The sequence below is a fragment of the Pedomonas mirosovicensis genome (genome assembly GCF_022569295.1).
GTDB classification, from domain to species: domain Bacteria; phylum Pseudomonadota; class Alphaproteobacteria; order Sphingomonadales; family Sphingomonadaceae; genus Pedomonas; species Pedomonas mirosovicensis.
The window spans coordinates 1,490,736-1,511,064 of record NZ_JAKFIA010000001.1 but is presented as its reverse complement, the minus strand read 5'-3'; the positions used below and the strand labels follow the sequence as shown (position 1 = coordinate 1,511,064).

Below are 20,329 nucleotides of genomic sequence, written 5' to 3'. Positions count from 1 at the left end.
GGCGTGGTCCCCATGCAAGTCGTGTTCGACCGGCAGGAGCTGAGCAAGCTGCTCGGCATCTACGGCCGGGGCGTCGCCATGGGCGTGTGGCGGGACTACGCCATCGACATGCACCGCACCCAGGCGGTGTTCTCCATTTTCCAGCGTTCCAGCGAGCGGCCCGAGTTCCGGCTCATCAAGCAGCCGGAGCTGGCCCGCAAGCAGGGGCAGTATTCGCTCGTCAACCAGTCCGGCGTCATCCTCAAGCGCGGGTCGGAGCTGGCCAATGTGCTGCGCCTGCTTGAGCGCAAGCTGCTGAAGGTGGTGGACGAGTAAGGCAGCCCGCAGCCAGATCCAGGGGAGAAAGCCATGACCACGTTCAAGGACCACTTCTCCGGACACGCCGCCCAGTACCGCGAATACCGCCCCCACTACCCCGACAGCCTCTTCGAGATCATCGCCGAGCACGCGCCCGCCCGCACTGCGGTGTGGGATTGCGGCTGCGGCAACGGGCAGGCCAGCGTTGGCCTCGCCCGCTATTTCGGCACCGTCTACGCCACCGATGCCAGCGCCCAGCAGATCGCGGCAGCAGAGCAGCACCCGCGCGTCGCCTACAGCGTGGCGACGGCAGAAAACTCCGGCCTGCCCGATGCGTCCGTCGATGCGGTTCTGGTCGCCCAGGCCCTGCACTGGTTCGATTTCGAGAGGTTTTACGACGAGGTGGAGAGGGTGGCCCGGCGCGGCGCGCTGTTCGTGGCCGTGGCCTACCGGCTGGCGGAGATCGCACCCGAGATCGATCCCATCCTCCAGCGCTTCCACGACGAGACCGTCGGCCCCTTCTGGCCGGCGGACCGCGCCCATATCGACAGCAGCTACCGGGACATTCCCCGGCGCTTCCCCCCTGTCGACCTGCCTCCGGTGACGATGGAGGCCGAATGGACGCTGGACCAGCTTCTGGCCTACCTCGGCACCTGGTCTTCCGTGCAGCGGATGCAGAAGGACACGGGGCAAGACCCCCTCCCCGCCCTGCGCGAGGAACTGCTGCCCGTCTGGGGCGAGCCCGATACGCCCCGCGCCATTCGCTGGCCGCTCATCATGCTTGCGGGCCGGGTGGGATAGCCTCTCTCGAATAGCAAAAGGCCCGGCGCAATGGCCGGGCCTTCCGTTGCTCGTATCCTGTGTGCTTGCCGCTTAGTCGCGGCTGCTGCCCATGAAGCGGAGCAGGAACAGGAAGAGGTTGATGAAGTCGAGGTACAGGCTCAGCGCGCCCGAGACCGACTTCTTGGCCGCGATCTCGTAGCTGTCGCTGGCGAAGTACATTTCCTTGATCTTCTGCGTATCGTAGGCGGTAAGCCCTGCGAACAGCAGCACGCCGACGGCGCTGATTACGAAGTCGAACGCGGCCGACTGGGTGAAGATGTTCACGATGCTGGCCAGGATCAAGCCGATCAGGCCCATGAACAGGAAGGTGCCCCAACCGGAGAGGTCCTTCTTCGTGGTGTAGCCATAAAGGCTCAGCGCGCCGAAGGTGGCGGCAGTGACGAAGAAGGTCTTGGCGATGGATGCGCCGGTGTAGACCAGGAAGATGCTACCCAGCGACAGGCCCATGGTGCCGGCGAACAGCCAGAACACGGCCTTGGCCGTGGTGGACGACATGCGCTGGAGGCGGAAGCTGAAGAACATCACGATCGCCAGCGGCGCGAAGATCGCCACCCAGCGGAAAGCCGTGCCGAAGATGAAATATTGCAGCGCCGGCGACATCGCCACCGCCATGGCGACGAGGCCTGTCAGCAGCACGCCGGACGCCATGTAGTTATAGACGCCAAGCATGTACTTACGCAGGCCAACATCAATGTCGGCCCGGTCCATGGTGCCCTGACGGCCCATTGCAATACGCGGGTCGATCTGATTAACCATTGGGGTCTCCTGTGAAACACCTGTCTGCCAACTGGCAGCTCCCATCCAATATCGGGAAACGAGACTACCCTTTCAAGGCATAAGCAACAATCCGCCGCGATAAACCACGCGGCAGACGTGCGAATTTGCGGGGCGATCCGTTGCGCTTCCGCACTATCCGTCCGGCTGCGAGGCCCGGAGCCGCCTTGAACCCGCCTATGCTTGCGCCGCGCGCAGCACCTGGTTGGGCCGCGCGCTGAGCACGCCCCATGTGCCCGCCAGCCCCAGCCCGATGGTGGCAACGGCCCCGACGAGCACGGTCCCGAACGCCGGGCCCAGCGGCAGAACCCATTCCAGATCCAGGACTTCCGTTACTGCATACCACCCGCCGAGCAAGCCCAGCACCAGCGCGATGGCAGCCGTCAGCAGGCCGATGAGCGCGTATTCCAGAACGAGCCCCAAAAGCACCTGTGCGCGCGTTGCCCCCAGCAGCTTCAGGAGCACCGCGTCGTAGCTGCGCGCCTGACGGCTGGCGACGATGGAGCCGATGAGCACCAGCACGCCCGCCGCGATGGTGATGCCGCCCATGGACCGGATCGCAATGCTGATCTGCCCCATGAGGCGGGCAACCTCGCCCAGCGCTTCGGACACCTGAACGACCAGCACAGCCGGATACCGGGCGGTGATGCGCTTGAACACGGCAGGCTCGGCCGCTTTCGTTGCCTCCACGGTTGCCATGTAGGTGTGCGGCGCACCTCGCAGCGCCGCCGGGTTGAACAGCATGGCGAAGTTGAAGCCGAGGCTGTCCCAGTCCACCTTCCGCACATTGGCGACGGTTGCCGTCAGGTCGACGCCGAGAACGGAGACGGTGATGGTGTCGCCGATGTCGAGCCCCAGCCCGCGCGCCACCTCCTCGTCGAGCGAGACCAGTGGCGGCCCGGCATAGTCCGGCGTCCACCAGTCGCCGCGGGTGACGACGTTGCCCTCGGGCACATCCTCGGCATAGCTGAGGCCGCGGTCCCCCGCGCAGCACCCACGAGACCTCGGGGTCGGCCTTCACCCGGTCGGCGGGCACGCCGTTCACCCGCACGATCGGCCCGCGCAAGGACGGCACGGTCTCGATGGCCCCGGTGCCTTTCGTGGTTTTCAGCGTCTCGACGAAGGCGTCGATCTCGCCCGGCTGGATGTCGAGGAAGAAGAAGGCCGGAGCCCGCTCCGGCAGGCTCTGGCGGATCTGGGCGGACAGGTTGGCCTCGATGACCGCGATTGCCGCGAACAGGGAGAGGCCCAGCCCCATGGCCATCACCACCTGCCCCGCCGTGTTGCCGGGCCGGTGCAGGTTGGCGAGCGCCACGCGCAGAATGGGGTTGCCCGGCCGGGGCACGCGGGCGGCGAGCCGCTCCACCAGCAATCCGGCCCCGCGCAGCAGCGCCAGCACCATGGCGGCGGCGACCACGAACCCGGCGGCGAGCAGCCGATCCGCCGCGCCCCACACGGCAAGCGCCACCAGCAGCGCGCCTGCGCCAAGGATGATGGCAAGCACCCGTGCGCCGGGGCGGCCCATGCGCTCGACGCCCGCCCGAAACAGCCGCGCGGCGGGAATGCGCCGGGCCTGCTCCAGCGGCCACAGGGCGAAGATGACGGCGGTCAGCATGCCATAGGCAGCCCCCAGTAGCAGCGCGCGGGGGAACAGGCCGCTGGCGGGCGGCACCGGCAGCTGCTCGGCCAGCACATGGCCCGCGATGCCCGGCACCAGCGCGCCAAGCGCCAGCCCCGCCACCACCGCCGCCAGCGTGACGACCGCCACTTGCAGCAGGTAAACCTGAAACACCAGTTTCGAGGGCGCGCCCAAACTCTTGAGCGTGGCGATGGTGCCAGTCTTGCGGGCGAGATAGGCGCTGACGCCGTTGACGACGCCGACGCCCGCCACCAATAGGGCCGTCAGCCCGACGAGCGTGAGGAACTGGCTCAGCTGCTCGATGGTGCGGCGCATCCGGGGTGCACTGTTGGTGTGGTCCCGCACCTGCCACTGGGCGTCGGGGAACTGTTCCTCCAGCGATTGCTTCGCCCCCTCAAGGCTCGCCCCCTCGGGCAGGCGGATGCGATATTCATAGCGCACGATGGTGCCCGGCTGGGCCAGACCGGAGGCCGTCAGCGCCTCCTGGCTCACCAGCACGCTGGGGCCGAAGACGAAGCCGCGCCCCACCCGGTCAGGCTCCTCGCTCAGCACCGCGCCGACTTGGAAGCGCCCGTCGCCGATCTCCAGCGCATCGCCCGGCTTGAGGCTCAGCCGCTCGGCAAGCTGGTCGGAGACTGCCGCGCCGTAAACCGGGCCGCCCTCGTTCTTGCCCTCAACGGGCGCAAGCGCCGCCTCAAAGCTGTCCGCACCGCCAGGGGCCAGCTGCACGGCGCCGTAAAGCGGATAGGCGTTATCGACCGCCCGCAACTCCACCAGCTGCGAGCGACCGTCTGGCCTGCGCGCCATGGCCCGCACTTCTGCGACTTCAGAGACATCGCCCAGCCGGGCAAAAGCCTCTCGCTCCTCCGGGCTTGCCTGCACTTGCGTCAGCTGCACCTCGAGATCACCGCCCAGGATCACCTGCCCGCGCTCGGCCAGCCCCTCAACGATGGCGTCTGACAAGCTGCCGACGCCCGCGATGGCGAACACGCCCACAAGCAGGCAACCGAACAGCAGCCTGAGGCCCCGTAAACCGCCGCGCAGGTCGCGCAGAGCGCCATTTCAGCGCCAGATGCATGGAATTACTCCGCCGCCTTGAGCTGGGCCGCGGGGTGGTCCGCCACGATCCGCCCGTCCCGCATCTCGATCACGCGCGCGCAGCGCCGCGCCAGATCCCGGTCGTGGGTGATGAGGATGAACGTCGCCCCCTGCTCCGCCTGCAGGCGAAACATCAGGTCGATGATCTGCGCGCCGGTCGCGCCATCGAGGTTGCCGGTGGGCTCGTCCGCGAACAGCAGGCGCGGACGCGGCGCAACCGCGCGGGCCAGCGCCACCCGCTGCTGCTCCCCGCCCGAAAGCTGGGAGGGGTAGTGGCCCAGCCGGTGGCCGAGGCCAACGGCCTCCAGCTCCTTCGCTGACCTGGCCAGCGCGTCGGGAATGCCCGCCAGCTCCAGCGGCGTCGCCACATTCTCCAGCGCCGTCATGGTGGGGATGAGGTGGAAGGCCTGCAGCACGATGCCGATCTTGCCGCGCCGGGCGCGGGCCAGCCCATCCTCGCTCAGCCGTGAGAAGTCCTCCCCCGCTACGTCGACCGTCCCGGCGCTTGCCCGCTCCAGCCCCGCCATCACCGCCATCAGCGACGACTTGCCCGAGCCCGAGGGCCCGAGAATGGCGACCGTCTCGCCGTCCCTGACCGTCAGGTCGAGGCCGCGCAGGATGTCGACGCTACCCGCGCCGCTCGAAAGGCTCAGTTTGACGGACTGGAGCTTGATGACGGGGGAGGCAGCGTCCATCTTGTTCCCTGACTTCAGTACGAGGGGAAAACGTAACTATGCTCATGGGATACGGCCTGTTCAAGCAATTGCTGGCCCCGCTCGTCCTTGGCGCGGCACTTGTGAGCGCGGGCGCACCTGCCACGGCTGCCCCCTCGCCTGCGCCCAAGGAGCCGCAGCGCCTCATCCTCGCCTTCGGGGACAGCTTGACTGCGGGCTACGGCCTTCCCGCCACCGACGGCTTCACCCGCCAGCTGGAAGACGCGCTGAAAAGCCAAGGCCTCAACGTGCGGGTGCATAACGCGGGCGTATCGGGCGACACCACCAGCGGCGGGCGCAGCCGCCTCAGCTGGGTGCTGTCTTCCATGAAGCAGAAGCCGGATCTGGTCATCCTCGAGCTGGGCGCGAACGACGCCCTGCGCGGCATCGACCCCAAGCTCACCCGCGCCAATCTGGATGCCATACTGACCGAGCTGAAAAGCCAAAACCTGCCGGTGCTGCTGGCGGGCATGTATGCCCCGCGCGGGCTGGGCGCGACCTATTACAAGGCGTTCGACGCCATCTATCCCGAGCTGGCGAAGAAGCACAACGTTGCCCTCTACCCCTTCTTCTTAGACGGCGTGGCAGCGGACCCGGCGCTCAACCAGCGGGACGGCATCCACCCCAACAAGGCGGGCGTAGCCGTGATCGTCAAGCGCCTCGCGCCGCATGTGCGCCGGGCACTGCAAGGCTCGGGAGCCCGCGTCGCGCGGTAGCGCCGGACAGGCAAAAGGCCATCAGAAGAGACCCTCGACGAGAAGGGTTGACTTCCGGCCATCGCCTTTGCGTGATGAAGGCATAGATATCTGGAGGGGGCTACCTGCCCTGCTCGCCTCAACGCCGGGAGGTCTTCCCATGCGCCTGTTCGTTGGCATCGACCCGCCCGACCCCATCAAGGTCCTGCTGCTGTCCGCCATGGGCGGCATCTCCGGGGCTCGCTGGCAGCGGGACGACCAGCTGCACCTCACCCTCCGCTTCATCGGCGAGGTGGACCGCCACATGGCGGCGGATGTGGCCGCCGCCCTCTCCGGCGTGCACCACCCGGAGATCACCATTTCCCTGCAAGGCACGGACGTGTTCGGCAAGTCCGGCCGGCCCGACACCCTATGGGTGGGCGTGACGCCGGAAGAACCGGTCAAGGTGCTCCACAACAAGGTGGATCAGAGCCTGGCCCGTGTCGGGTTGGTGCCGGAGAAGCGGCAGTTCAAGCCGCACATCACCATTGCGCGACTGGGCGCGCGCATCGGGGCGCTGAGCGGCTTTCTGGAGGAGTCCGGCGGCCTCACCAGCCCGCCCTTCACGGTGAAGGACTTCTGCCTTTACGAGAGCCGCCTCACCCACGAAGGGGCCAACTACACGATCCTCGAGCGCTATCCGCTGGGGGACAACGGCTGGCTGGCCGGAGAGACTGAGGATATGGAGGAGGCCGGACCGGAAATGGGGGGCGGAACCGGAGAGGACTGACAGGGCTCCTTGCCCCGCCCTCCTTGTTTTGTCAGTTGACACCCAGGGGCCAGTTATGGCGAAACACCTTAACGCCCTGCCGCACCGGCAGGCGCGCCGCGCTGGCTGCCCGAGCATACCGTTCCGGACAGCTCCTGTTCGTATCGCGGCAGATGTGAGTGGCGAGCGCCCTTAGCTCAGCAGGATAGAGCAACAGCCTTCTAAGCTGTGGGTCGCAGGTTCGAATCCTGCAGGGCGCGCCATCCCTTTCAAGCCGTTACAACTGCGCGAGCCATTCCTTGCCTTAACGCCTGCCGCGAAGCATTGACCCTTCATTTTCCCTGTGAAACTAGAGTCTGCTTCCAGAACGACGCAGGATCGAGAGCATGAGGAAAACAGCATATTCGGTTTTAGCTGTCGCCTGTGCAGCGTTAACGGCCATCTCGGCACAGGCCAGCGCGTGCGATCTTGATGACCTCGTGGGCTACACTCTCACGGAAAGGAAGACCATCCACGGAAAGGAAGACCATCGAGGGTTACCTCGATGACAACGCCAAAGGCATTAAGAACGATTTCAAAGGGTGCCGTTCGGGAAGGACGATTATTTTCAGTGACGACACGGTCGTTGCCTGCACCGAAACCAGCTATGGCAATGCTCACCAGCCTGAGGCCTATGTCTTCGACAACGGACGGCGATGGAAAATGTGCGTTGACGGCAAACTATACGATATCAAGCCGCACCACAGATAATCGGTCCGCCATCCTCCACTGGATACGCGCTGCTCTCCAGCCAAACCCTCTGGATCATCCTCTCCGTTTGTTGCACACCTGGGGCAACAGTTCAGGAGTTCGATGATGATGAAGAACCTCTCCGCCGCCCTGCTCTTGCTCGCGGGCACGGCCCTCTCCGCCACGGCTCATGCCCAAGCTGCCAACAACCCGGCTCCCATCAGCCCCGAGCGTCTGTCGCAGGACACGAAGACCCTCGCCTCCGATGCGTTTCAGGGCCGCGCGCCGGGCACGGCGGGCGAGAAAATCACCATCGACTGGCTGGTCGGGCAGCTGAAGGCCATCGGCCTCGCCCCCGCCGGTCCTAAGGGCAGCTGGACCCAGCAGGTCCCGCTGGTGAAGACGCAGGTGAAGTCCGGCACCATGCAGGCCAGCCTCAATGGCGCAGTCACGCCGCTGGCGCAGGGCCGCGAGATTTACGTCAGCACCGTGCGCCCCACCGACCAGGTGAAGATCGACAATGCGCCGATGGTGTTCGTCGGTTACGGCGTCACCGCCCCCGAACGGGGCTGGGACGACTTCAAGGGCATGGACCTGAAGGGCAAGGTCGCCGTGTTCCTGGTCAACGACCCGGACTTCGAGGCCCCCGCCGATGCCGATGCCACCGGCAAGTTCGGCGGCCGCCGCATGACCTACTACGGCCGCTGGACCTACAAATATGAGGAAGCCGCGCGGCGCGGAGCCATCGCCGCCTTGATCGTGCACGACACGCCGGGCGCGGGTTACGGCTGGGAGACGGTGGCGGCCCCGGCCGGCGAGAATTATGACATCGTGCGCGCTGACCCAACCTCGCGCGTGCTGCTGCAAGGCTGGCTGGAAGGCGCGGCAGCCGAACGCCTGTTCGCCAGCGTCGGCCAGGACCTGAAGGCGCTGCGCGCCAAGGCCCGCCAGAAGGACTTCCGGCCGGTGCCGCTGGCCGGCGTGACCTTCTCCGCCGACCTCGCCATCGACCAGACGCGGGTGATGAGCCACAATGTTCTGGCCAAGATCCCCGGCACCAAGCGCCCGGATGAAGCGATTCTCTACGGCACGCACTGGGATGCCTATGGCATCGGCGCGCCTGCCGCCGATGGCAGCACCGTCCGCGCCGGGGCGAACGACGACGCGCTGGGCGTTGCCGGTCTTCTCGAAATCGCCCGCGCCTTCAAGGCTGGCCCAGCGCCTGAGCGCACCGTCGCCTTCGGCTTCTGGACCGCCGAGGAGCGCGGCCTCCTCGGCTCCGAGGCCTATGCGGTGAACCCGGTGATTCCGGCCAGCAAGACCGTCGCCAACATCACGCTCGATATTCTCAACACCGGCGGCCCTGCCCGCGACGTGCTGCTGGTGGGCAACGGCCAGAACGAGCTGGAGGACGGCCTCGCTCGCGCCGCCGCCGCGCAAGGCCGCACGGTGACGCCCGAGGCCCTGCCCGAGCGCGGCCTGTTCTACCGCGCCGATCACCTGTCGCTGGCGCGGCGCGGCGTGCCGACGCTGCTGTTCATGGCGATCAGCGGCGCGCCGGACCTGGTGGAGGGAGGACGCGCCGCCGGTGAAAAATGGCTGAAGGACTACATGGCCTGCTATCACCAGACCTGCGACCGCTGGACGCCCGAGCTGGACTTCCGCGGCGCGGCGGACGACGTTTCGCTCGCCTATACGATCGGGCGCGATCTCGCCCAGTCGAACCGCTGGCCGGAATGGAAGCCGGGCTCCGAGTTCGGCCCGATCCGCGCCGAAAGCCTTGGGAAGAAATAGGCTGCCTTTTATGCGGGGGGGATCACCGATCTCCCCCGCATTCCCTTTCATTTTCTCAGGCCGCACGCTTCAGGAATGGTGTTCCCCTTTCCGCCCCGCGTGCTGAGAAGAAGACCAGGCACAGCTTGATAAAATGAAGGGGAGCCATGGCCCACGCCAGGCTCCCCTTCCTTGTTTCCGGAATTCCGGCTCAGTAGGTGATGGTGATGGTCAACGTATCGCTGTACGTCCCCGCCGTCACATTCTGGCGCTCGTTGATCCGGCCGTAAACGGCGTAGTTGCCGCCCGTCGCCGTATCGGAAACCGTGCCAGTGTTGCCCGAGCCATCGCCCCACACCGTGGTCCGCAACGGACTGGTGTAAAGATTATATTGCAGCGCGCTGCTGCCATTGGTCATGGCGCGGGAGGTAAAATCTCCGCCCCCCGGCCCCAGGGCGATGGTGTAGCTGGCAACGCCATCGCACGACACGGCAATATTGCCCACACCGTCGGTCGGCGCGGAGGCCAGCGGATCATATCCCCCGAATGCCACGCCCGGCGAGCTGACCGAGCAGGTAGCCGCAGCGGCGCAGGCCGACCAGCCGCACCCAAGCAGCAGGAGCGTAACCGCCGCAACCGCGCCGCGCCGCGCCAGCCGCCCGAACATCAGCCGATCATTTTGCATTGAACTTCTCCCAGGTCGGGCTGCGGGTCATCGGTTTCCGGCAGCGAGACGGTGAAGGTGCAGCTCTGCTCGCCCCAGGTCGCCTGAAGCGGCGTGTTCTTGCCAAGGCCGGTCACGTAGGTGATGCCGCCGGGCGCCACCGCAAATTCCTCGCGGCCATCCGCCACGCGCACCTTCGCGCCCGCCGGCAGCGGCGTGCCGTCTGCCTGCAGCACGGTCATCATCGCGCCGTGCGACTGCTTGGCCGTAAACTTCACAATCACGCCGCTGCGATTGTATGGCCGCACCGTCTTCTCAAACGCGCCGGAGGCAAGATCGAGCGGCAAATCGGCCTGCTCGATCCGCAAGGTGTTTTTCTCATAGGGGCGCAGGCGGGGAATAATCGCCACGCCCTTGCTGTTGGTCTTGGCCACGGGCTGGTTCTCGGCATAGACTCGCACGTTCTTCACCTCGCCCACCTTGACGGCGGCGAAGCTCTGCTCCAGCCGGCGGGCGGTGAACACCTCGCCCTCGATCAGCCCGACCGAACCGGAAACGGTGGCGCGCACGGCGGCTTTGCCGTTGGCGCGGGTGGCCTCCACATCGTAGCGGCCGAAATCGGTCTGGTAGCTGAACTGGCCGTAGAGCCGCTCATCCGCTCCCCTGTCGACTTCAGCGCGATAGCCCACGCCCTCGCCTTCCGGCAGGTTCTGCTGGAAGGAGGCACCCAGGGTCGTCTTGCCGCCGGTGTGCTGAACGCGGGTCGACGCCGTGCGGCGCGGGCCCAGCGGAATGCTAAAATAAGCGCCGAGCATGGTGTTCTTCTGGCCGCTGAGCGATTTCTGGGCCGTCAGGTTAAGCGAGCCGACATCCCCGATGCGGAACATGGCGCTCGCGCCGGCCATCTGCACGTCGCTGTCATCACGGCTGTCGCGGTAGAGGTAGTTGAGGTTGACCGAGCCAAAGCTGGTCGGCACGCCCGCATAAACCTGGGTCGTCTGCGCCACGGCATGGCGGTCGGATGCAAGGCCGACATAATCGTAGTTGCGCGTGGTCAGTTCCGTGCGCGCGCCGAAGCTTACATCGCGCCACAAGCTCTCGAAGCCCAGCCCCACCATGCCGCCAGTGCCCTTGTCGCCCTGGCTGGCCGCGGCGGAAACCGTGAACACGCCAACGCCCGGCCACAGCGTGCCGGCCGAAAGGCTTGCCATGCGCTGGTCCGCCGTCGCCTCCAGGTGAGCCTCGCCGGTCAGCCAGTCGGTAAAGCCGTAGCGATGGGTGCCCGATACGACAAAGTCGCCATAGCTGTTGCTGCGGCGCGCATAATCCTCACGCAGGAACCCGACCTCATAGGAGTAGTCGTGCAAGCCCTCGCGCAGGATCTTCGTTGAAGCGTAGTAGGACTGGGTAGTGACGGTCTCGCGCCCCAGGGCATCGCGCACCACCAGGCGCACGTCGCCCGTGCCAGTCATCACCGGCACATCGGTAATCTGGAACGGACCCGCCGGCACATCCTGGCTGCCGCGCAGGGCATTGTTCACATACACGTCGACCGTCGAGGGCAGCGCCGCCGAGCCGCCGATGGTTGGCATCGGCAAGGTGATGAAGCCGGGCTGCACCGCGAAATTCCGCGCGAACTGCACGCCGGAAAACCGCAGCGGCGCGCCGCCGATGCCACCGCGCGTAATGCCATCGCCAATCCGCAGCGAACGCATCCGCTCCGGATCATCGATCGACCAGTTGGTTTCCAGACGCACGAGACCAGCCTCGCCCCGGTTGCCAGGCATCAGGAACCGGCTGGTGCCATAGCCATGGGGCGAGTAGAGCCCGGCTTCGAAAAAGCCGCTGACGTCGGTCTCGCCCTCGCCGTGCTGGGCGTAGATGTCGTAATTGAGGAAGCCGCCCCAGGCCGATTTTGTCATCGGGCCGGTTTCCCGGCCATCGAGCTTGGCGTTGTTTGCGTTGAAAAGAGTAGCGGCCGCCGAGATGTTCAGGCTCTGGGTCGTCTCGTCCACCGTGGCCTTCAGGCCATCAACGCCATCGAGGGCATAGTAGGTCTCGCCATCGAGGACGACGGTGCGGGACGAAATGGCCCGCATCCGCCATGCTTCAAGACTGGCCTTGGACGCATAGACAACGCCGGCGTCATCGCGGGCGAACAGGGCGGCCTCGCCCTGGGGCTGGCCGTTCAGGCGCACCTCAAGCAGGGCCGCCTGCAGGTCCTGCGCGTCGCCGTTGGCCCATGCGCTGGGCGCACCCAGAGCAGCGGCAACGGCGAGCGCAAGAACGGCATGGCTAGCGCTTCTCGAGAGTGAGGGATTCCTGGTTTTCGCCATGGGCGGTTTTCGTCACCAGCTGAAAAGAGGCACCGGGGGTCAGCCCTTCGGGCTTGCCGATTTTCCATTGCCGGGCGCTGCCGGGCAGCACGACGCCCATGGTCTTGCTCAGGTTGATGCTCTTGCCCGAAGCGGTCTTGGCGTTCAGTTCCAGAACCTGCTCGTGCAGCGAACCGCTGTTGCGGCCTTCCACCACCATGTTGCCGTCGGTATCGCGCCAGGCTGACCAGCTCAGCTCCGACTTGCCCTCGGTTTTGGGCAGGGCATACAGGGGCAGGTTGAGACGCAGCACCATCTGAACGGCAGTCTTGCCTTCGATCTGCTGCGGAATTTCCTCGACGATGACGCGGTAGGTACGCTCCGCGCTCGTATCGCGCTTGCGGAGGCCGACGCGAACCGTCTGCGATCCCTTGGCGGGAATGGTCACGATGGGCGGCGTTGCCAGTACATCCTTCGTTGGCGTGTACACGTCCGCGCCGTTTTCCTGCGTCCAGGCAAAGGCTGAAATCCGCACTGAGAGCGGAGCGTCGTCCTCGTTCCTGATCGTCAGGGCTGCCGTCGCCTTGTCGGCCGGCAGGTTGATATTCACAGGATTGACCTGGAAAGAGCCGGCAAGGGCGGCCTTGCCCGGAAGCAAGGCCGCAAGGGAGCCGGCGATTACTGCAGTTGCCAGAAGGCAGCCGCGCATCGCAGTCATTCGAGCCATTCTCTGCTCTTCAGTTTTTTTGAGGAGAAAGACCGGCCTTAGTAGGAGACGGTCATCACCACCGTGTCGGTGTAGCCGCCGCCGCTGGCGGTCTGGCCCGCCGGAATGCGGCCGTAGATCGTCTGGGTCTGGTCGACGCCGGTGCCGGTGCCGGTGAAAGCACCCGTCACGGTCGAGCTGACGCCATCACCCCAGGCGGTGGTGTAGGTGTCGGTGTACAGCTGGTACTGCAAGGTATCCGTACCAGCCGCGCCACCGGTCATGCGGCGGGCATCCACGGTCGCCGTCTGGCCGGCGCCGGCATTGGCATAGAGGGTCCAGGGCGTGCCGTTGGTGCACTTCACGTTGACGGTGCCGGTGGCCTCTTCAGCGGTGGCGTCGGTCACGTCGAAGCTGCCGAAGTCAATCGTGCCAGCCGAAACGGTGCAGGTCGAGGCGACCGTCGCATTGACCGTCAGGTTGTTCGTGCCGGTCGCAGCATTGGCGCTGCCGGCAACGCCGAGCATCAACGCCGCGCCACACAGGGCAACCAGAGCTTTATTGCTATAAGCAAACTTACGTGCGTCACGCATTTGCTACTGATCCTTCAAAAAGCCGCCTCTTCCTGGCGACCGGTTGGTTGGGGGAGTGTGTCCGCGGTCAACCGCTCAAGGTTGCCGAGCCTATCTGCCTTTATTCATTCGCAGAACCCGCTCGCCTTCGGACAAGCGCGCTTATACATGACGGCGGCGCGTTTTAAAGAAAAAAATCATGGAACCGATGAAAATTTCTTCAATATTGTCAAGCTAATGGCGTAGCTGAAAGCAGTTTTACGTCCCAATAGTTAATATATTTAATGGCTAAGCTTCGTTTCACTTCATTTATTCGCCGGAAATTCCTTAAATTCACTCCGTCGATCAAATTTCAATTGTTAATATTTTACGATGCGTAACGTAAACGAGGTCGTTCCGTCACAATCAATCCCGGCGGCCCCACGACCCGACTTCGGGGCGCTCACAGGACATGGGCACGGCCATCAGGCCGCCGAATCAGCGCGCCTGCCCGCCCCCGCATCCGCAATGACATGACCATCAATGGGGCTTAAGCGGCTGTATTCTCAGATAATTATTTTTGGCTGGCCACCGCGCCGCCCGATTCTGTCTGCCGGCCACCCGGCCGAACGGAGGGCCGGCAGCAGTCGCCAACGGCCTCGGCGCCCCACGATTGGCCTTCACCACAACCGGGCAGCCAGATCCTCCGAAGACCATGGTAAACAATATATTATCCGACGATCCTTTTGATTTTCCGCGGGAAATATAATGTTGCTGTTAGGCAATAATTAAACCTTCCCCCCTTAGCCTTTCCGCCGGACAGCTGCTCAGGCGCCCCACGCCCTCAGGAACAACCGCCATGACGCAGCCTGGGAGTGATGCTTGTTCGGCAGGGGAAGAGTACGACCAACATGCACACAAAGGACCGTCCCCTCTCCAATGAGTTTGATGAAGCCAAGCTCAACCTCATTAGCGCATGCATTATTCGGGAATGGTCACGCATCAGCCTGCGGTTGCGGGTTTGCCTGAAGGCTCTTGGCGTCACCGTTCCAAGAGTCTCCGATCCGTTCGGGCTTCACGCCCCGGAACAGATAAGCCAATGGAGCCGCAGCCTCACCCCGCACCTCATCGGAAAAAGAGCGGCGGAACTGCAAAGGACAGTCGGGAAACTGCGGAAGGCTGTAAAATGCCGCAACGCGATTTGCCATGGCGAGCCGCAATGGAACAGGGATGCTCTGGGCGACTATCAGCTGTACTTCACCTTGGCCACGCTGGAGGCCAGGCCGCCGAAGCAAGGAACGCAGGATCTTCTCAGGCAGCCCCTCCAACTGTTTAACAACGGCTTCCTCCAGCCCGACGAAGCGGAGGTTTATGTCTACGATATTGATGAGCTGACGAAGCTGGCCTCTGAAATGCCCGCCCTGCGCCAGAGCGTCGAAAATCTGAGCGCCATTGCCGTGTCGAGAAGCGGGCGAAAGCCCGCCGCGATCAGGCGTCCGCTCTGGCGGCGCCAGCTTCGTGTCCGGGCATGGAAAGCGCGGGGCATGATCGTGCGCCTGGCCCGCTGATCCCCCAATTCAGGAGGCGATGCCATAATCGCTTTCAGGCCATTTCAAAGCCAAGCGGCCCTCAATTTGAAGCATCGGCGTCTGGATAACTCCAGGGGAGAGCAAAAAACGCCTCTTGCGTAATGAAAAATTATTTGTGACTGTTTTTCGCAGCACTCGGGAACCAAAGGGGGAATCCTATGGCCAAAGCCACCACCGTGCGTGCCAAGGCTGCATCCAAAGCTCAACCCAAATCCGCAGACAAGCAGGCGGCCAAGCCGTCGGCCACCGAAAAACTTCTGGATCGCCTCGCCAAGCGTCTTGAAAAAGCGGAGAAGACCATCGCCGAGCAGAAGGCAAAGGTCTCTGAGCTTTCCAAGACCGTCAAGGTTCTCGAGAAAGCGGCGAAGAAGAACGGTGCGGCATCCGCCGAGCCGGTAGCCAAGAAGGCGACGAAGGCCGACAAGGTTGCGGCGAAGGCTAATGGCGCAGCCAACGGTGCCGCGAAAAAGACGACGGCCAAAAAGTCCGCCGCAAAGAAGTCCACGGTGAAAAAGGCCAACGGCGCGGCCAAGAGCGCCAAGGCCAGCGCCCCCAAGGCGCCCGCGCAGACGCCGCCGGCTGCGGTTATTGCCGCCGCCGCGCCGCGCAAGCGTGGCCGTCCGCGCAAGAACCCGCTCTGATTTTTCTCAGAACAGACCCAATTCGCTGAAGCCGCCGTCCTCGCAACGGCGGCTTCATTGCATCTGGGCCTTACCGGATGACGGAGGGCCACCCCTCGCAATAAGGAAGAGGGAGGCGACCACCCAAAAGAAAAGCCGGGCACATGACCCGGCTTTCCTGATGACCCAACGCCCTTGCAGCGCTCAGGCGGGCAGAGTGACGAGCCCGCCGGTGCCGTCCTCCCGGCCGAAGCCGAGCTGCTTGCCATCGCGGGAAAAGGCAATGGCGGAGACCGGCGACGCCTCGTCCGTCCGTCCGGCGACCAGGACTTCCTGCTCGTTGTCCGTGCGGAAAAGCAGCACCGCCCCATCGGCAAAGCCCGCGGCAAGGATGCCCTGCCTGGGGTGCGCGGCAACAACCGTGCACAGCGCGCCCAGGCCGAAGCGCTGGAGGCCCGCCTTGCCCATCGGCCCGTTCTTGTCGGTGAACGGCCACAGGATCACCGCTTCCGCGCCGGAGGTGGCGAGGTACTTGCCCTTGTCCGCCCAGGCCATGGATTTGGTTTTGGACGGGTAGCCGCCCATCCGCATGTCCGTAAGGTCGGCGAGCCGCCAGCCATGCAGGCTGTTCTCCTGCATGGCGGTCATCACGAACCTGCCGTCCGGGCTCCAGGTGACGAGCGTGTGAGCGCCCTTCCAACCCAGCACCAGCGGCTTGGGCGCATCCGAGTTCACCCACCACAGCGAAACGCCATTGTAGTGGGCGCACGCCAGCCGCTTGCCCTTGGGGTCGAACGCCAACGCCTGCACCGTGTGGTCGTGCGTGATGGTGCGGAAAATGCCCTTCACGGGCTTGGCCACATGCACCGTCCTGCCGGCGGCGAAGGCAATGCCGCTGCCCTCGCTCGCCGCCATTTTCTCGATCCACTTGCCCGGCAGCTCGGCCACGTCAATGACCGTGCCGTCGGCGCGCGTCAGCTTCACGCAGCCGTCGTCTCCGCCGGTGGCGATGCCGCCGTCATAGGCGCTGGCGCACAGAATGCCGCCGTCGTGAATCTGGCGCGGCGGATTGGCACCGAACGCCACCTGCCCTTCGGTCGTGGCGAAGGCGAGCCCGCCCGCCACCGGCACCACCGCTTCGACAAAAGCGCCAAGGTTCAGCGCCTGCCCGTTGTCGTCCATCAGCGGCATGGGGTTAGGCCACGCATGCCTGGAACTGCTCGTTCAGTTCCTTCGGGTCCAGATTGCGGCCGATGAGCACGAGGCGCGACACCCGTGCTTCGTCCTTGCCCCAGGGCTTTTGCAGATCGCCATCGAGGATCATGTGCACGCCCTGCACCACGAAGCGCTGCTCCTCGCCCTCAAAAGCGAGAATGCCCTTGAGGCGCAGAATATCCGGCCCCTTTTCCTGAGTCAGGTCGCCGATCCAGCGGGTGAACAGCTCGCCCAGCAACGGCTTTTCCGACCGCAGGGAAACGCTGGTCACGCCCTTGTCGTGAATGACGTTTGGAGCCGCATGCTCCTCGTGGTGATGGTGGTCGTGATCGCAGTGCTCGTCGCACGCGTGGTCATGGTCGTGATGGTGGTGATGATGATGGTCGTGGTGGTGATGGTCTTCCTCGGCCAGGAAGCCAGGGTTGGCTTCCAGAATGCGCTCCAGGTCGAACGCGCCGCGATCGAGCAGCTTGTCCACCCCGATCTGCGCCTTCTCGGTGAAGTGGATGACCGCATAGGGGTTGATCCGCTTCACGGCCGCTTCCACTTGGCGCAGCTCATCAGGCGTCACCAGGTCGATCTTGTTGATGAGGATAATGTCGGCAAAGCCGATCTGCTCCTGCGCTTCCTTGGAATCCGCAAGGCGCAGCAGCAGGTGCTTGGCATCGACCACGGTGATGACCGCGTCCAGCTGCGTCTTGGCGCGCACGTCCTCGTCAACGAAGAAGGTCTGCGCGACCGGGGCCGGGTCCGCCAGGCCCGTGGTCTCGACGATGATGCCGTCGAACCGGCCGGGCCGCTTCAGCAGGGTGGAGATGATGCGGATGAGGTCGCCGCGCACGGTGCAGCAGATGCACCCGTTGTTCATCTCGAACACTTCCTCGTCGGTATCGACCACCAGATCGTTGTCGATGCCGATTTCGCCGAACTCGTTCACGATCACGGCATACTTCTTGCCGTGCGGCTCGGTGAGGATGCGGTTGAGGAGCGTGGTCTTGCCGGCCCCCAGATAGCCGGTCAAAACGGTCACAGGGATCTGCGCCATGCGTCTGTTCACCTTTGTTACGTCAGTTTCCCCCGGTAATTGGCGACCCGAAGCCGCTTCGTCTAGGGGGAGCGTCGATCCGGCGGCATTTCCCTGCCGCCTGGCCGCGCCCCTCCTATATAGGGTGGGCAGCGGGGCTGTGTAATTCTAATGTATGAACATTCCGCCCGGAGTGCGAAGGAAGTATCCTCCCCCCGGCGTAACTACGGGCAATGCGGCCTGTTTGTCGAAAGCCAGAAGATACTTCGTCCACTCGGTTTTATCTGTATTCGGGAAGATTCATGACATCGCGGCGACGCCTCGCCATCATCGGCGCCTTTCTTGTTCTTGCTGCCATCGGCTATGCCGCATGGTCCTTCCGCTCCTCCGACGCCCCGGTCTACCAGACCGTTGCGGCGGAGCGCGGCGACATCACCACCCACATCACCGCCTCTGGCAGTCTTCAGGCCGTCGGCACGGTGGAGGTGGGCTCGGAGGTCTCCGGCCTCATCAAGGAGCTGTATGCCGACTTCAACACGCCCGTGAAGAAGGGGCAGGTTCTGGCCCGCATCGACCCGAGCACCTTCGAGGCCCGCGTGCTTCAGGGCGAGGCCCAGCAGGCCACCGCCCAGGCCCAGTTGGACCAGGCAAAGGCGGATCTGAAGGAGGCGGAGCGCGACTATGAGACCAAGCGCAAGCTCTCCACCAGCGGCTGGTATTCGGCGCGCGGCACCGAAACCGCCGAGGCGACGCTGGAGAAGGCCCGCGCCGCGGTCAAGCTGGCCGAAGCCAGCCTTCTGCAGGCCAAGGCGAACCTGAACCAAGCCCGTATCGACCTCTCCCGCACTTACATCCGCGCGCCGGTGGATGGCGTCGTCATCAGCCGCGCCATCAACGTGGGCCAGACGGTCGCCGCCAGCTTCCAGACCCCCACCCTTTTCACCATCGCCGAGGATCTTGCGGAGATGCAGGTGGAGGCCGAGGTGGATGAGGCCGATATCGGCTCGGTCGCGCCCGGCCAGCGGGCCGAGTTCACCGTGGACGCCTACCCCGATCAGGTCTTCCACGGGGAGGTGAAGGAAGTGCGCCTCGCCAGCGGCGACACCGAGCAGGAGCAGACCACCTCCACCGGCGTCGTCACCTACACCGTCATCATCACCGCGCCCAACAAGCAGGGCAAGCTGCTGCCCAACATGACCGCCAATGCCACCATCTACCTCGGCGAGGTGAAGGACGTGCTGAAGCTGCCGATCATGGCCCTCAGCTATGAGCCAACCGCCATCGCCGCCGAGGCCGCCAGCCGCGCGACCGGAGGCTTCGGCCCGCAGGGTGGCCCGATGGGCCCGCCCCCAGGCGGCAATCGCAAGGCCAACGGCCCGCACCCCGAGGAGGGCAAGCCCGCAGGCGCCAAGGGCCAGCCGGGCACGGTGTGGGTGCTGGCGCAGAACGGCGAGCCTGAGCGCCGACCCGTGTTCACCGGCGTTCGCACCGACGAGGAAGTTGCCATCGTGGGCGGCAAGCTTCAGCCGGGCGAGCATGTCATTATCGGCGAGAGCGCCCCTGGAGCCGCTTCATGACGACGGCGAACGCCATGGCCGCCGTCCGCGCCGCGACGCCGGGCGAGCCGATCATCCTCTGTGAAAACCTCACCAAGCGTTTCCGCATGGGCGATGAGACGGTCCACGCGCTCGAGAACGTCTCGCTCACCATCCGGCGCGGCGAGTTCGTCGCCATCATGGGGCCGTCGGGCTCGGGCAAGTCCACGCTGATGAACCTCATCGGCGCGCTCGACACGCCCACCGAAGGCTCCATCACCATCGGCGATACCGTGCTTCGCAAGGCGAGCCAGGGAGAGCTTGCCGAGCTGCGCGGGCGCACCATCGGCTTCGTGTTCCAGCAGTTTCACCTGCTGCCGCGCATGACGGCGGCGGAGAACGTCGCCATGCCGCTCATCTACCGGCGCGATCCGGTGACGGACGGCGCGGAGCGCGCCCGCCGCTGCCTGGAGCGGGTGCACCTGGCCAACCGCATGGGCCACCTGCCCTCCGAAATGTCGGGCGGGCAGCAGCAGCGCGTCGCCATCGCCCGCGCACTGGTGAACGACCCCCTGCTTCTCCTGGCGGACGAGCCCACCGGCGCGCTCGACAGCCGCACCGGCGCCGAGATCATCACCCTGTTTCAAGAGCTGAACGCGGGCGGCCTCACCGTCGTTCTGGTGACGCACGACGAGCGCGTGGCCCATGCGGGCAACCGCATCATCCGCATGCGCGACGGCCGGGTGGAAGCAGACGAGGCCAACGCCGACATCTGGCGTCCGCTGGTGAACGCCTGAGAGC

The 20,329-nt window shown here is 65.2% G+C and carries 19 protein-coding genes, 1 tRNA gene and 1 pseudogene; 11 read left to right on the top strand and 10 right to left on the bottom strand.

The window, feature by feature from the left end:
• The first annotated feature begins 12 nt into the window (after positions 1 to 12).
• Positions 13 to 315, top strand: coding sequence for a DUF2794 domain-containing protein (locus L0C21_RS07275; RefSeq protein WP_259277726.1), 303 nt, complete (start codon positions 13 to 15; stop codon positions 313 to 315).
• Positions 316 to 348: 33 nt separating this feature from the next.
• Positions 349 to 1,098, top strand: coding sequence for a class I SAM-dependent methyltransferase (locus L0C21_RS07270; protein WP_259277725.1), 750 nt, complete (start codon positions 349 to 351; stop codon positions 1,096 to 1,098).
• A gap of 72 nt (positions 1,099 to 1,170) precedes the next feature.
• On the opposite strand, the gene L0C21_RS07265 is transcribed toward L0C21_RS07270, so the two are convergent.
• Positions 1,171 to 1,896 (bottom strand): Bax inhibitor-1/YccA family protein, encoded by a 726-nt coding sequence (locus tag L0C21_RS07265; protein ID WP_259277724.1) that lies wholly within the window; start codon positions 1,894 to 1,896, stop codon positions 1,171 to 1,173.
• Positions 1,897 to 2,091: 195 nt separating this feature from the next.
• Positions 2,092 to 2,868, bottom strand: a complete 777-nt coding sequence (locus L0C21_RS07260) for an ABC transporter permease (protein ID WP_259277723.1) — start codon at positions 2,866 to 2,868, stop codon at positions 2,092 to 2,094.
• A gap of 340 nt (positions 2,869 to 3,208) precedes the next feature.
• Here L0C21_RS07260 and L0C21_RS07255 point away from each other — a divergent pair, with 340 nt between their 5' ends.
• On the top strand, positions 3,209 to 3,550 hold the full coding sequence (locus L0C21_RS07255) for a hypothetical protein (protein ID WP_259277722.1): 342 nt from the start codon (positions 3,209 to 3,211) through the stop codon (positions 3,548 to 3,550).
• On the opposite strand, the pseudogene L0C21_RS16850 reads toward L0C21_RS07255, so the two are convergent.
• Together L0C21_RS16850 and L0C21_RS07240 are read right to left on the bottom strand one after the other, a co-directional pair.
• Positions 3,533 to 4,543, bottom strand: a pseudogene (locus tag L0C21_RS16850) (ABC transporter permease); the annotation flags it as partial. The gene L0C21_RS07255 and the pseudogene L0C21_RS16850 sit on opposite strands and share 18 nt — an antisense overlap.
• A gap of 92 nt (positions 4,544 to 4,635) precedes the next feature.
• A complete protein-coding gene (locus L0C21_RS07240; protein ID WP_259277720.1) occupies positions 4,636 to 5,346 on the bottom strand; it encodes an ABC transporter ATP-binding protein in 711 nt (236 codons plus the stop codon).
• Between the two features lie 38 nt (positions 5,347 to 5,384).
• On the opposite strand from L0C21_RS07240, the gene L0C21_RS07235 reads away from it, so the two are divergent.
• From L0C21_RS07235 to L0C21_RS07220, 4 genes are all read left to right on the top strand, one after another.
• Positions 5,385 to 6,080 carry an arylesterase gene (locus tag L0C21_RS07235; RefSeq protein WP_259277719.1) on the top strand — a complete coding sequence of 232 codons (696 nt, stop codon included), beginning with the start codon at positions 5,385 to 5,387 and terminating at the stop codon, positions 6,078 to 6,080.
• A 139-nt stretch (positions 6,081 to 6,219) separates the two neighbouring features.
• On the top strand, positions 6,220 to 6,828 hold the full coding sequence (gene thpR / locus L0C21_RS07230) for an RNA 2',3'-cyclic phosphodiesterase (RefSeq protein WP_259277718.1): 609 nt from the start codon (positions 6,220 to 6,222) through the stop codon (positions 6,826 to 6,828).
• A gap of 165 nt (positions 6,829 to 6,993) precedes the next feature.
• Positions 6,994 to 7,070 (top strand) — tRNA-Arg (locus tag L0C21_RS07225).
• Positions 7,071 to 7,659: 589 nt separating this feature from the next.
• Positions 7,660 to 9,330, top strand: coding sequence for a M28 family metallopeptidase (locus tag L0C21_RS07220; protein ID WP_374940225.1), 1,671 nt, complete (start codon positions 7,660 to 7,662; stop codon positions 9,328 to 9,330).
• 190 nt (positions 9,331 to 9,520) lie between these two features.
• Here L0C21_RS07220 and L0C21_RS07215 read toward each other — a convergent pair whose 3' ends face one another.
• From L0C21_RS07215 to L0C21_RS07200, 4 genes are read right to left on the bottom strand one after another with little or no spacing between them, the layout of a single operon-like run.
• Entirely contained in the window at positions 9,521 to 9,994 is a 474-nt protein-coding gene (locus L0C21_RS07215) for a Csu type fimbrial protein (protein ID WP_259277717.1), read from the bottom strand.
• Positions 9,976 to 12,309 carry a fimbria/pilus outer membrane usher protein gene (locus tag L0C21_RS07210; RefSeq protein ID WP_259277716.1) on the bottom strand — a complete coding sequence of 778 codons (2,334 nt, stop codon included), beginning with the start codon at positions 12,307 to 12,309 and terminating at the stop codon, positions 9,976 to 9,978. The genes L0C21_RS07215 and L0C21_RS07210 overlap by 19 nt, the downstream gene beginning before the upstream one ends.
• Positions 12,269 to 13,015, bottom strand: a complete 747-nt coding sequence (locus L0C21_RS07205; protein WP_259277715.1) for a fimbrial biogenesis chaperone — start codon at positions 13,013 to 13,015, stop codon at positions 12,269 to 12,271. The genes L0C21_RS07210 and L0C21_RS07205 overlap by 41 nt, the downstream gene beginning before the upstream one ends.
• Positions 13,016 to 13,053: 38 nt before the next feature.
• Positions 13,054 to 13,587 carry a Csu type fimbrial protein gene (locus L0C21_RS07200; RefSeq protein WP_259277714.1) on the bottom strand — a complete coding sequence of 178 codons (534 nt, stop codon included), beginning with the start codon at positions 13,585 to 13,587 and terminating at the stop codon, positions 13,054 to 13,056.
• 869 nt (positions 13,588 to 14,456) lie between these two features.
• Between L0C21_RS07200 and L0C21_RS07195 the strand changes: the two genes are divergently transcribed.
• On the top strand, positions 14,457 to 15,113 hold the full coding sequence (locus tag L0C21_RS07195) for a hypothetical protein (protein ID WP_259277713.1): 657 nt from the start codon (positions 14,457 to 14,459) through the stop codon (positions 15,111 to 15,113).
• A 179-nt stretch (positions 15,114 to 15,292) separates the two neighbouring features.
• Entirely contained in the window at positions 15,293 to 15,775 is a 483-nt protein-coding gene (locus L0C21_RS07190) for a hypothetical protein (RefSeq protein ID WP_259277712.1), read from the top strand.
• 183 nt (positions 15,776 to 15,958) lie between these two features.
• On the opposite strand, the gene L0C21_RS07185 is transcribed toward L0C21_RS07190, so the two are convergent.
• Positions 15,959 to 16,945 (bottom strand): WD40 repeat domain-containing protein, encoded by a 987-nt coding sequence (locus tag L0C21_RS07185; RefSeq protein ID WP_259277711.1) that lies wholly within the window; start codon positions 16,943 to 16,945, stop codon positions 15,959 to 15,961.
• A gap of 4 nt (positions 16,946 to 16,949) precedes the next feature.
• Positions 16,950 to 18,014, bottom strand: coding sequence for a CobW family GTP-binding protein (locus L0C21_RS07180; protein ID WP_259277710.1), 1,065 nt, complete (start codon positions 18,012 to 18,014; stop codon positions 16,950 to 16,952).
• Between the two features lie 281 nt (positions 18,015 to 18,295).
• On the opposite strand from L0C21_RS07180, the gene L0C21_RS07175 reads away from it, so the two are divergent.
• Together L0C21_RS07175 and L0C21_RS07170 are read left to right on the top strand one after the other, a co-directional pair.
• Entirely contained in the window at positions 18,296 to 19,570 is a 1,275-nt protein-coding gene (locus L0C21_RS07175) for an efflux RND transporter periplasmic adaptor subunit (RefSeq protein WP_259277709.1), read from the top strand.
• Positions 19,567 to 20,325, top strand: coding sequence for an ABC transporter ATP-binding protein (locus L0C21_RS07170; RefSeq protein WP_259277708.1), 759 nt, complete (start codon positions 19,567 to 19,569; stop codon positions 20,323 to 20,325). The genes L0C21_RS07175 and L0C21_RS07170 overlap by 4 nt, the downstream gene beginning before the upstream one ends.
• Positions 20,326 to 20,329: the final 4 nt, after the last annotated feature.